The organism is Thermodesulfovibrionales bacterium (genome assembly GCA_035686305.1).
Lineage (GTDB): Bacteria > Nitrospirota > Thermodesulfovibrionia > Thermodesulfovibrionales > UBA9159 > DASRZP01.
In genome coordinates, this window is sequence record DASRZP010000044.1 from 1 (window position 1) to 12,224 (window position 12,224).

General features: G+C 52.7%; 12 protein-coding genes. All 12 read right to left on the reverse strand.

From position 1 onward, the window contains the following. Window positions 1-19 precede the first annotated feature (19 nt). Window positions 20-3,001 carry a response regulator gene (locus tag VFG09_04905; GenBank protein ID HET6514478.1) on the reverse strand — a complete coding sequence of 994 codons (2,982 nt, stop codon included), beginning with the start codon at window positions 2,999-3,001 and terminating at the stop codon, window positions 20-22. Then, on the reverse strand, window positions 2,994-3,995 hold the full coding sequence (locus VFG09_04910; GenBank protein HET6514479.1) for an HD domain-containing phosphohydrolase: 1,002 nt from the start codon (window positions 3,993-3,995) through the stop codon (window positions 2,994-2,996). Before VFG09_04910 ends, VFG09_04905 begins: the two co-directional genes overlap by 8 nt. A 102-nt stretch (window positions 3,996-4,097) precedes the next feature. Further along, window positions 4,098-4,277 (reverse strand): hypothetical protein, encoded by a 180-nt coding sequence (locus VFG09_04915; protein HET6514480.1) that lies wholly within the window; start codon window positions 4,275-4,277, stop codon window positions 4,098-4,100. A gap of 199 nt (window positions 4,278-4,476) precedes the next feature. Then, window positions 4,477-5,064: an energy transducer TonB gene (locus tag VFG09_04920; protein HET6514481.1), complete on the reverse strand. Its 588-nt coding sequence runs from the start codon at window positions 5,062-5,064 to the stop codon at window positions 4,477-4,479. 336 nt (window positions 5,065-5,400) lie between these two features. After that, the gene (locus VFG09_04925) at window positions 5,401-6,519 is read right to left on the reverse strand and encodes an NAD(P)/FAD-dependent oxidoreductase (GenBank protein ID HET6514482.1); all 1,119 of its coding nucleotides are present in this window, start codon (window positions 6,517-6,519) and stop codon (window positions 5,401-5,403) included. A 65-nt stretch (window positions 6,520-6,584) separates the two neighbouring features. Then, window positions 6,585-7,115, reverse strand: coding sequence for a Mov34/MPN/PAD-1 family protein (locus tag VFG09_04930; GenBank protein HET6514483.1), 531 nt, complete (start codon window positions 7,113-7,115; stop codon window positions 6,585-6,587). A 6-nt stretch (window positions 7,116-7,121) separates the two neighbouring features. Continuing rightward, window positions 7,122-7,577 (reverse strand): universal stress protein, encoded by a 456-nt coding sequence (locus VFG09_04935; GenBank protein ID HET6514484.1) that lies wholly within the window; start codon window positions 7,575-7,577, stop codon window positions 7,122-7,124. Beyond that, window positions 7,574-8,575 (reverse strand): HIT domain-containing protein, encoded by a 1,002-nt coding sequence (locus VFG09_04940; protein HET6514485.1) that lies wholly within the window; start codon window positions 8,573-8,575, stop codon window positions 7,574-7,576. Before VFG09_04940 ends, VFG09_04935 begins: the two co-directional genes overlap by 4 nt. Then, complete coding sequence (locus VFG09_04945; GenBank protein ID HET6514486.1) at window positions 8,575-9,351, reverse strand: type III pantothenate kinase; 777 nt, start codon at window positions 9,349-9,351, stop codon at window positions 8,575-8,577. The genes VFG09_04940 and VFG09_04945 overlap by 1 nt, the downstream gene beginning before the upstream one ends. A gap of 8 nt (window positions 9,352-9,359) precedes the next feature. Continuing rightward, window positions 9,360-10,136, reverse strand: a complete 777-nt coding sequence (locus tag VFG09_04950; GenBank protein HET6514487.1) for a biotin--[acetyl-CoA-carboxylase] ligase — start codon at window positions 10,134-10,136, stop codon at window positions 9,360-9,362. A gap of 17 nt (window positions 10,137-10,153) precedes the next feature. Further along, on the reverse strand, window positions 10,154-10,768 hold the full coding sequence (locus VFG09_04955; GenBank protein HET6514488.1) for an MBL fold metallo-hydrolase: 615 nt from the start codon (window positions 10,766-10,768) through the stop codon (window positions 10,154-10,156). Between the two features lie 82 nt (window positions 10,769-10,850). Beyond that, window positions 10,851-12,224 (reverse strand): efflux transporter outer membrane subunit (locus VFG09_04960; GenBank protein HET6514489.1); only part of this gene is annotated, 1,374 nt, incomplete at its 5' end.

Genomic DNA, 12,224 nt, shown 5'->3' on the forward strand with positions numbered 1-12,224 from the left:
GTCGAGGAAGAGATCAGGACTATGACAGAGCTTCGGTCTCATCCATATCTCTTGAATAGACCTCCACCCTGTCGCCGCCTTTGCTGATCGCGTGTGCCAGGGCCCTTTCACAGCAGAGGATGAGTTCCTCAGGTGTCTGTCCGTCGAGGAAGGTCAGGCCCACACTTGCCGTTATCCTTCCCTTCGCCTGGGTCTCCCCGTAGGCAAAGGGATAATTCCGTATGATCGCACTGAACTTGTTTCCCAAGGAGAGGGCCGCTGAGACGACCGTATTGGGGAGCAGCACGGCAAAGGCGTCCCTGCCATACCTCACCACCACATCGGAGCCCCTGATATTTTTCCTGAGAAGCTCGGCAATCTTAATAACGACATCGTTTCCGTAGTTCTCTCCATTTTCCGCTATGTACTTTCCAAAGGAGTCGACTTTGAGGATCATGAGATTCAAAGGCTGCTTGTATCGCAATGTCTTCTCGACTTCCTGGGCCAATCTGATCTGGAAATACCGGTGGCTGAAGATGCCGGTGAGGCCGTCCACGAGTCCTGCCTTCTTCGGATAGAGGACCTCGATCTCCGTAATATGGTCGAGGAGCTCGCGGGGATCGAACTTATGCTTCCTGATGATCCTCTCGATCTTTCCCACAAGACTGATCCGCTCTTCAACAGAGATGTCCCTCTCCGTAAGGATGAAGATGGGGATCTTCCTCGTTGAGGGGCCTTCCTTTAATTCCTTCACAACATCAAAGCCAAGCATGTCGGGGAGTTCAAAATCGAGGAGCACCACATCGGGCAGGAGGGCCACGGCAAGCTCGATACCCCGTCTGCCCTCTTTCGCGGAATAGATGAGAAGCTCCTGGCCAAAGGTCCCCTCCTTCAGGGAGTCAAGGGTACCTCCCGCCTCAATGACGAGCACGGTTATCGGATACCTCCTGCTCCTCGTGATACTCAGATTTTGGAGTATGCTGAGAAGGGCATCCTTGTCAAGGGGTTTCAGGAGATAGTCTGTTGCCCCGAGGGCAAAGGCCAGGTCCTTGTTATCAATGATGGAATGGATCAGGACAGGAATACGGGATGTTGATTCGTCCTCCTTGAGAGCCTGAAGGACCTCCCAACCATCCTTCTTGGGGAGCATAATATCAAGGAGGATGGCAAAGGGTCGCAAGGTTGCTGCCTTCTCCAGGGCCTCCTCGCCGTCAAAGGCGTGGGCAACTTTATATCCAGACTGTGTGAGGTGGAGGGTGAGAAGTTCAGCGCTGGCTGCGTCATCTTCCACAACGAGTATGAGAGGGGCCTTCTCCTCCATCCAGGGGAAATTAAGGTTCACTGCCTCGATCTCCTCCATAGGGGCCCCCTGGACCGGAGTAGTCACCGGCAACTCAAAGGTAAATCTGCTCCCTTCACCGATCCTGCTCTCGACAGATATCCTTCCCCCGTGGAGTTCGACGAGTCTCTTGGTCAGGGCGAGACCGAGTCCTGCTCCTTCATATTTTCTCGACAAGGTTGAGTCTGCCTGTTCGAACTCATCGAATATCCGTCCGATATCGTCAGGACTTATGCCGACTCCCGTGTCCCAAACAGAGAATTTCATGAATGGGTGGTCTTCACCCTTCCCTGTCTCCCCTTCGACAATAAATCCTACGCTCCCTCCTTCGGGAGTGAATTTGAGGGCGTTCGAAAGAAGATTGTAGAGGATCTGTTTCAGTTTGACCTTGTCTGCAGTAATCGTATCAACATCACTGCCTATGGAGAACTTAAAGTCGATGGCCTTCTTGTCGGCCAGAGGAGAGATGACATTAAAGACCTCGGAAAGGACGGTAATCACCGGGAAGGTCTCATAGCTCATATCATATTTGCCGGCCTCGATCTTTGCTATGTCGAGGCAGTTATTGATGACTTCGAGGAGATGTTTTCCCGAGGACTGGATATTCTTTATGTACCTCTCCTGATTTTCTGTGAGATCTCCGAAGGTCCTTCCCAGCAAGACATCGGAAAACCCCAGGATCGAATTCAGGGGCGTCCTGAGCTCATGATTCATGTTCGTAATGAATCTGCTCTTCATTTGGCTCTCCCTGTCGAGCTTGCGGTTCAGGCGCTCGAGTTCCTCTGTCCTCTCGATCACACTCTTGTCAAGCCTCTCGTGAAGCTCAGCCATCTCGACTTCCAGGGCCTTAACCCTCTTCTGGCTATTCTGCCTGTCCAGGACGAGGCCAAGGACCCTTGAGAAGAGATTGACGGCCCGCTTCTGCCTTTCAGAGTATTGCCTTTGGCTGAAGTCGTCGAGATACATCACCCCATAGACCTGTCCGTTGACCAATAACGGTGCTATAAGAACGGCTTTGATCCCCTCGTCGAGAAGAGCCGCATTATTGCCATAATTGACGAGCGAAAGATCGGGTATGGCAACGATCTCCCGGTTCCTGATCACCAGGTCTGTTAATCCGCCGGCCATGATCTTCCAGCGTTCATTCTCGGCAAACCTCTTGCTCAGCCCCTTTGAAGCCATAACATGCATCTCTCCCTCCTCCATGAGAGCTATGCTGCCTGCCGGAGAATCGGTTATTTCCATGGCCTTGTCGAGGGCCGTTCGAAGAAGTTCTCTGGGATTTTTTTTGCCGAAAGGGTCTTCCGTAATGACGGAGATCCTTGCCTCATCCTCGATAGCTTTATAGAGTTCGACGACGGCCCGCTTCTTCTTCTCCACCGTCTTCCAGAGAAGGCGTGCACCGACGGCACCGATGACTTCGATGTGTTTGTAAAGGGTCCTCAGGGTTTCGCCTAATTGTGGATCACCGGTGACGTTGATGACAACTTCCGGTTCAGCTGACATGGCCAGGGCGTGGAGGTCGTCAAAGATGGGGATTCCCCATTTCCGTGCAAGGGCCACTCCGGGAGCATCGGGGTTCTTTTCATACATGCCCACGATCGTCACATCGGGCTCCCCCCGCAACAGGGAAAGCACCGTACTGCCCGCTATATTGCCACCGGCGAGAGCAAGCTTAGGCATTTATGGCGTGGTCCGGCTCCATCGACTTCAGCATTTCGAGAAAGTGAACCACGAGTTCAGGATCCCATTGCCCACTATCCTTTTCATGTCTGAAGACCTCCATGGTCGCACCGATGGACATACCGTCTCTGTAGGGTCTCTTTGAGACCATGGCGTCGAAGGAATCCACAATGGAAAGGACTCTTGCGTAAAGAGGTATCTCCCTGCCCTTCAGCCCGTCGGGGAATCCCCTTCCGTCCCACCGCTCATGGTGATTTCTGATTGCAGGGAGTATGTCATGCATGGATACGAGAGGTCTGCAGATCTCCTCTCCCATGCAGGGATGGCGTTTTATAACGGAAAACTCCTCCAAGGTAAGATCGCTCTCCTTGGAGAGGACCGTTGAGCTCAATCCGATCTTTCCGATATCATGGAGGATACCTGCCTTCCTCAGCTGCTCCTGTTCTTTTGTTCCGAACCCGAGGAATGACCCAAAAGACCGGGCTTTTACACCGACCCTTGTCGAATGTCCCCGCGTATACGGGTCTTTCGATTCCATGGCCACAGCAAGGGTAAGGATGATATTTTCGGAATGTTCCAGTTCATCCTGAAGGCCCTTCAGCCTGAGGAGAGACCTGACCTTTGTTATGAGCTCCTCGGTATCAAAAGGTTTTCTGATAAAGTCATCTGCCCCGCATTCAAGACCGATGATCTTGCTCTGCTTGTCCACAAGTGCCGTGAGAAGAATGACGGGGAAGAAGCGCCTTCCGTAGATGCTCTTCAAGCGTCGGCAGAGTTCATATCCGTCCATGCCGGGCATCATCACGTCAAGGATGGCTATGTCAATCTTTTCAGACTCGAAGATATCGAGGGCTGTTTCGGCTTCAAGGGCGGTAAATACGATAAAGCCGTTCCTTTCAAAGATTGCTTCAATGAGTTCAAGGTTGGGAATACGGTCATCAACCACGAGGACAGACGGCTTTTGTTCCGCGGGCAGATCATCGAATAGACGCATGGGTGAAATTATCTCACGCCAGGAGAGATTTGTCAAGATATTTCTTTAACTATTGAAGGTTACGAGCCTCACATCATGGCAAACGTGGTCTCTCTTTGATTTCTAAAGGATGCGTACGCCAGCATAGTAACAGCAACATTCGTTGTCGAGGTCATTGATGAATGATCTCTCAATACCGTCTTCAAAAATGACCCTGACAAAACAGAAGCCGCCAGGGAGGGACGAATGGCTCTCTTCTACCACTTCACCGTCACCCCAGTAGTGAAACCTGATATGCTTCACCTTATCTCCGATCCTTAGATAGAGTCGTGGTCGCATTGCTTATTATAACATCTGAAGCTCGCGCGAAAGCAGTTCTCCCGGTCAAGGTTAGCCTCTGCAGCCTGAGGAGCGGGTCATTCCATAAAACCTCTTCCCGTGATGTGTGTGATGTGAGGATCCCGGGTGACCCAGGGTGATCCCTCCACAAATCCCTCACGTGCTACCGGATATTCGTTCCATATATGGAATAGACGAAGTGGCCGGTAATCGTGAGGGCGTCCTTCCCCCATTCATCAGGAAGGGGCCAGAAGGGTTGGGCATCCCTCAAGGCCTGCTGGGCAGCCTCATCAAGACTTCTGTGGCCAGAGGTCCTCACCAGTTCCATACCGCCGAGCAATCCGTTCTTCTTAATCGTGAACCGTATGTAAAGATCGCCGTAGATGCCACGCATGGCATCCTCTGGTGGATACTTCCAGATGCTTTCAATCTTCTCTCTCAGCCGCACCATGTAAGTGTGATACTTAAACTCCTCCGTGTCAAAGGTGATTGTGCTGTCTCTCTTCGGCTCTTCCTTCTCTGCGAATTTTTCGAGTACTTCCTTGTCAAAGAGTTTCTCTCTCAGGGACGGACCGGTAGGAGGTCTTCTTATGTCGCCCGGTTTCAGTGGGACCGCCCCCCCCTCACTGCCTCTCTGCCCCTTTGACGCCGCGCTGCCCTGGCCCGGCGAAGCAGGCGCGCCCCTGCCGCTGTCGCCCTTTGAGCCCTCGGACTCGGGCTGAGGGACGGGTTGAACGCGTCTCGATTCCATCTCTGGCAGGGAAGGTCCTTTGGGTCGGGAAGGTGAGGGCTTCACCACAGATGGACGTGCTGATTTCGGTAGTGATCTAGGCACGGCCGGGCGTTGTCTCGCAACAGGACCCTCAGGTCGCCTGGGCTGTTTCTCGCCCAGTTCCTCAGGGGTGACGAGGCGCGTAACAAAAGGAGTGCCTTTTTCTTTTTTCTCCAAAGGAAAAAAGTAAAAAAAGAGTCCTGCCGACAGATGTATGATAAGCGAGAGCAGTATCGCTACCCGCCAGGAGAGAGACCTGAACATGTTCGACTATCTCAATGTTTCATGGTAATAAGATTGGGACTGCGACCTCGATCACCGGAAGAGCTCCTTGAATATCTTCATGTAGGATAAAAGACTCCCCTTTCCCGAGTCTTTCCTGAGCCAGAGCCTCATCGAGGCCTCCTGGACCTCCGGTCTCTTGTGGAACTGGACAAGTTTCTCCGCATGGTGGTCGTCCTTCAAAAAATACTCCCAGAGACGTCTCATAAGGATGAAACGTTTGCTGAAGCTCTTCTTCCAAAGCCTTTGGTAGTCTCCGATCTTTCCTTCGGCAATAGCCATGGCAGCCAGCTCTCCTGATTTCATGGCATAATATATCCCTTCATAAGTCAAGGGCAAGACCTGTCCGGCAGTATCGCCCACGAAGAGTACCCTGCCCCTCGTGTAAAGGTCGCCCTGCCAGAGAGGTATCCTGTATCCCCTCAGGGACGGCCCATTGATCCGGTTCATCGATGGACCCGTCGTTATTCCTCTTCTCTCGACGAATTTCTGCCACATGGCCTTTGTCTCCCGGGAATTCAGGGAACCTGTTCCGACGGAGACCCCTTCCTTCTGGGGGAAGACCCAGGAATAAAGCCGAGGGGCATGGGAAGAACTGAGCCAGAACTCGCAGCAATCAGTCACCTCTTCCCGTATCTTCTCAGATATGGTGAAGAGCGAATCGACCGGCTTCATACCCAGGGCCGACCTCACTCTCGAGTTGACGCCATCAGCTGCGATAACATAGTCCGATTCTATCCTGGCGCAGTCACCTTCCAGTGCGGCCTCAAGAATGATGGTCTTCCCGATATCGAGAAATCGTCTGAACTCGGCTTCAATGACCCTTGCCCCTGCCCCCTGCGCATCGTTCCTCAGGGACGCATCAAAATCACCCCTGTCGACAATCACAATGGAGGCGCCCTTCAGTTTCACCGGAACGCTTTCCCCCCTCGGAGATACGAGCTTCACCGTATCAATCCGCCTTGCAGCAAGGCATGTCGGCAGAGAGAACTCGTCAAAAGCGGTCGATGGGATCCCGCCGCCACAAGGCTTCACGTAGGTGAGGTCCCTCTCAAGGAGGATCGTATCGATGCCTTCACGCGCAAGAAACCTCGCTGCAAGGGCGCCGGCAGGGCCGCCGCCGATGACCAGAACTGCTGTCCTCAGCATCATAAAATCCCGTACGCGGGGGCGGATGTGAGGAGGTGAAAGCCGGTTGCCTCGTGCATGCTCCTAACCTATAGCCATTTGCCCTGCCGGGACTTCAGGAAACCCGGAGGGAAAGGACAGTGGATCCTTGCACGTCTGCTGAACGTCCCGGCGATGTAATAGGCAGCGATCTTGAAGAAGAAATTTCCGACTGAGCCGGAGATGGTGCCGTCCCTCTTTTCGCTCCACGCAACGGTTTTTTCATTATTGTTGATGGCGATAATAACGTAGACGAGACCCTCCTTCATCCCCTTGATGTCCTCCTCACTCGGAACGGGGAGACCCTTGGTGGGGCCAAACTGGGTATGGGAATGGAAGTCTCCTACGATCTGGAGCCTGTCGAACTTCTCAAGGATCGGCCCTATCTTCTTGTGGTTCTTGTCATGGAAGGTCACACCCTTGTGTCTCCTGTTGGCAGTCTGGAAACTGAAGGCATGCTCGACAATGAAGCGGTCCTCCATCCGATAGCCTAGGAGGAATCCGAGGCATTCCCTCCGATAGACCTCAGCGGAACTGAGCAGGATATCGATAAAGGCGTTTTCAGAAAGATAGAGCCTCATCCTGCGTCATTTCTTGTGAGGGGCTCCCACAGTCAGAACAGGACACTTTGCATTCCTCACAACCCTCTCAGCGGTGCTCCCGAAGATGATGCGTTCAAGTCCCTTCCTGCTGTGGGTCCCCATGATGATGAGGTCGATCTTCTTTTCTTCAGCGAATTTCAGGATCTCTTCGTGAGGGACGCCCTTGAGCACATCGTATTCGATCTCCTTGTAGCCCCTCAACTCTTCTGCACACCACCGTTCGCACTCCTTCCTGGCGGTCACCTCCATATCCTTGTACAGTTCGTCAATGTTGCCATGGGGGACGTGCAAGCCGGTGGTTTTGACCACATCGTATAAGATATTTATAATGTACAGCCTTGCACCATAGCGCTTCGTAAGGTCGACGACAAAGGGAACTGCATAGACTGAGCCTTCAGAAAAGTCCGTCGGAAAAAGAATGCTCCTGATATCCATCATCATGCCTCCCGTAAGTATTTTGCCGCATCCTCAGGGGATGTGGTAAGGACATAAAATCCCGAGCCCCATTCAAAACCGCTCGTCAGAAGGAGCCTGGGTATCACCTCCACATGCCAATGAAAATCTTCGCCGAGGGTGTGCCAATGGTCACGCCTCGGGATCCTGTTTGGCGCCGAATGAATAAAATAATTGAAGGGCGGAGTTCTCAAAACGGTCCTCATCTTCTTGAGCATCGTCATAAACATGAGACTCAGGTCTTCTGTCTCAGAAGGAGTGATCTCCTGGAACGCACAGCTGTGTCTCTTCGGCACTATCCAGAACTCAAAGGGGGACCTGGAGGCAAAGGGACTGAAGGCAAAAAAATCCTTGGTCTCATAAATAACCCTGTCTCCCAGTCTCATCTCTTCTCTTAGAATATCGCAGAAGATACACCGTTCCTTGTAAGCATAATACTGTTTGGCGCCGTCCAGCTCGTCCTTCATCCTCTTCGGTATTATCGGTGTCGCAACAATTCCGGAATGGGGATGGAGATACAACGCGCCTGCCGATTTCCCTGAATTCTTGTATACGAGGATATACCGCATCCTCGCATCACGCTCAAGATCAGCCATCCGCTCCCTGTAGAGCCTCACGACCCTCAACACCTGTTCGAGCCCGATATCTTCCGGTCCCCGGCCATGGTCATCGGTTTCGATGACAATTTCATCGGCTCCGATGCCGTTCATCTTGTCATACATCCCCAAGCCTTTTCGGCCGAGATCTCCCTCGATCCGGAAAAGGGGATCGAAATTCGGAATGACCCTTGATAACCATCTTCCGCCCTCCCTCACTGCTGCTATCTCCTTTGGCGTCTTCCCTTCATTTCCTGGACAGAGTACGCATGGTCCCTCCTTGGTGTCCTCTGACGGGACGTCATAGTCGGCATAGTCAGAAGGAGATCTTGAATTCTTCAATACAGCCACCCATCTGCCGAGGAGAGGATCTTTCCTCAATTCATGCATCAGGTGTTCCTCTCATAGATCAGTCTGAGCCCCTGCAGGGTCAGATCCTGATCAAAAAGGACGTTTCGTTCAAGAAAAGGGGCCATGAGGGCCGCATAACCTCCCGTAATGACAACAATAAAGGGGCACTCTTCCCTCTCAATCTCGTGGATAAGCCTATCCACTGCCCCAGCCATCCCATATATAATACCAGAAACAATGCACTTCGTCGTTCCTTTACCGACAGCAGGAAGGCGCCTGTTAAGAGAGATCACGGCGGCTCCTATGTCCACCTGCGGGAGCCTCGATGTACTCGTATGAAGGACCTCAGACATCAACCCCACGCCCGGCAGAATCGCACCTCCGATGAATTTCCCATTCCTGACAGCACTGATGGTTGTCGCCGTACCAAAATCGATTGCCAGCACAGGGTCGCCATATTTCTCTCGGGCTGCCATGGCATTCACAATCCTGTCGGGGCCGACCTGACCGGTTTCTTCTACGTCGAATCCCAGACCGGTGTCCAGCGAAGGACCCACAATGAAGGGCTCCCTAACACTCATCCCTGTTATAGCATGGCTGAGCACCTCCTCAAGGCCTGGTACAACAGAAGAGACCACGATTCCCGAGAGCTCTCTCCCTCCAGCCTCTGACGCCAGGAATCTTTCGATCTCTTTCCGGTATTCTTCAGCGTCCCTCCTAGGATGGCTCGGCATCTTGAGCCTTCTTCTCAGAAGGGCTCCGGAGAAGAGTCCTGCGCTGATGGTCGAGTTGCCGATATCTATCGCAAGAAGCATAGAAGAGTTCACCTAAGAAGAGAGACATCACCTGAATTTATCGTTCTTATGGCGCCCGAGGGCAATCTCACCAGCAACATCCCTTCTTTGTCGATATCTTCCGCTATTCCTGTCAATGTCTCGTCGGCAAGAGTAACCCTTACTGTCTTCCCGAGCGTAGCTGTGAGGTCACGCCACCTGCGAAGAATGGCACTCCTCCCCTTCGACATGAGGATCGTATGATACCAGTAGTCCATTTCGTTGAGAATGCCGGCAATGAGCACTGTTCTTGAGTGTTCTCTTCCGGTTTCAATCCTTATGGATGTAGCCATTTCTATCATATGAGGAGGGAAGTCTTTTACTTCTGAATTCACGTTGATCCCCATCCCTATTACGGCAAAATGCATCTTCCCCTGAGCCGATCTCGTTTCAACGAGGATGCCGCCCAATTTCTTGCCGGAAACCATGAGGTCATTAGGCCATTTGATCCCCACCTGAAGGCCGATAGACTCCCTCAGTGTCTTTGCAGCCGCAACCCCTGCCATGATCGTCAGAAATGTCTGGCTTCCGGACTCAAGGGCCGGTCTGAGTATAACGCTCATTAAGATATTCCGTCCGGGACACGACACCCATTGCCTGCCCAGCCTACCCCTGCCCCTTGTCTGGCTTTCGGCGAGGACAACCGTTCCATGGGCAGCCCCTTTCTCCCCCAATTCCATGGCAAAGGTGTTTGTGGAGTCGAGAGTTGCAAGAGAGATGACGGTACTACCAAGACTCCCTTTTATGAGTTTCGACAGAGGATCCATCAGCCTTCTCCACAGTCTTATTCCTCGTGAAGGACAATTACCTCGACCTTTCCCTTCAGGCCTTCAGCAAATCTTCGGGCATCGCTCTTAGAGCCCACGAGAGAACCATAATGCATGGGGATTGCGATCTTGGGCTTTATATCGAGGGCAGCCTGTATCGCCTCGTCGGCTGTCATGACATAGGTTCCCGAGACCGGCAGGAGGGCAATATCGGCCTTGAATGTCTTCATCTCCGGGATATAGTCCGTATCGCCAGCAATATATATACGTTCACCTTTGACCGTAAAGATATACCCAACCCATCCTCTGTCCCTCGTATGGAACTGCTTGTTCGTATTATAAGAGGGCACGGCCTCAATATCGATTCCTCCTTCCCTGATTCTGTCACCGGGTCTGACAACTTTCGTGTTCCCCGACAGTTTACCCACGCAATCAGCCGGCGCGATTATGACGGTATCAGAGACCTGTATTTTCTTAATATCATCAGGTGAACAGTGGTCATAATGCTCATGGGTTATGAGAATTATGTCTGCCTTATCCTCTTTCTTGATCTTGAAAGGGTCGGTATAGATGACCTTTTCACCGGTAATCTTGAATGTGTTATGACCCAACCAATGAATATCCTTGACCATCGCCTTGACCTCCGTTTCTCCTGTCTGAGGAGCAGAAACCAGAAATACTCTCACAAGATGAGAGCAAACAACCCTATGAACCTCATTCACTTATCGCCTGACAAGCGGCATTTTGAGACCGAAAGCTTCCCATCCTTTCACGACAAAGGCATCCTCCGAGAGAGAAGATGTCCGTACTATAGCACAGCCTGTACTGCACCTCATGCTGATTCACGGGGATCACTCCAGGTCCCTGCGACTCATGGCTTGTCAGCGCCTTTTCATCGGCATTCCACCAACCGCCACCAAGGGCGACGAAGAGGGCAACAGTGTCCTGAAAGCGTTGCGCAAAAGCCTGGAGATAGCCGATCTTTGCTTGATGGTACTGGCCGTTTGCGATAAGAACCTGAAGATAATTGGCAAGGCCGGCTTGATAATTTATCTCGATCAACCGCAGGGCCTCCTCTGCCGTATCGAGCGCTTGCGACTGAGAATGCAGGGTCTCGGCGTCATGTTCCAGTGCCCGCAGTGTATCGGCAACCTGGGCAAAGGCGCTGAGGACTGTCTGACGATAATTGGCCAGTGACAGGTTGTAGCCTTCAATGGCCGCCTGCCGTTGGGATAACAGGGTCCCTCCATGAAAAAGGGGGGCGGCAATATTGGCACCCAGACTCCAGAAGCTGCTTGTGCTCTTGAAGAGATCGCTCATGGAAGTACTGTTCAGGCCATAGGTTCCGTTTAGCGTAAAGCTCGGGAACAGAGCGGCCGTTGCCACCCCGATTTCTGCGCTGGCACTGTGCAACTGTGCCTCGGCCGCCAGGATGTCGGGGCGTTGTCGCACTAACTCTGATGGGAGGGTTACCGGCAAGTCGCCGGGGAGCATAAGGTCTGTCATCAGATCGAACCGGGGGGGTGCCCATTCAGCAGGGGTGCGTCCAACGAGTGCGGCAAGCAGGTGCTCGGCCTGGCTAAGTTTTTGCTTCAGCTGCGGAATCGTGGCTTCAGTGGCAGCCATCTGACTCCTGATACTGAGAACGTTTACGTAAGGCACGGTGCCGGCTTCCACCTGTCCTTCTATGATGCTAATCTGCTCTTTCTCTTCGCGGACGATTTGCTCTGTAGCCTCGATCTGGGCCTGGTAGGCTGCAGCGGCTATGGCAGTATTGACAACGTTACCGGACAAGGTGAGGTATGTGCCGAGCATGGAAAAACGCTGAAAATCCACCTCTGCCTCCAAACCTTCCACGAGGCGCCTGTTGCCACCAAACACGTCGAGGGCATAGCTGATGGTCCCTGAGAGCGTATAGAGATTGAAGATACTGCTGTGGGGGTTGCCAATGATACGCACTTGGGACGACTTCTCGCGGACGGCTCCAAAGCCTGCATCAAGCTGAGGGTAGAAAACGCCGTAGCCGGCTCGGAGGTTGTCCTGGCTTTGGCGTAAACTTGCCTGAGCAGCCTGTAGGGTCTGGTTATT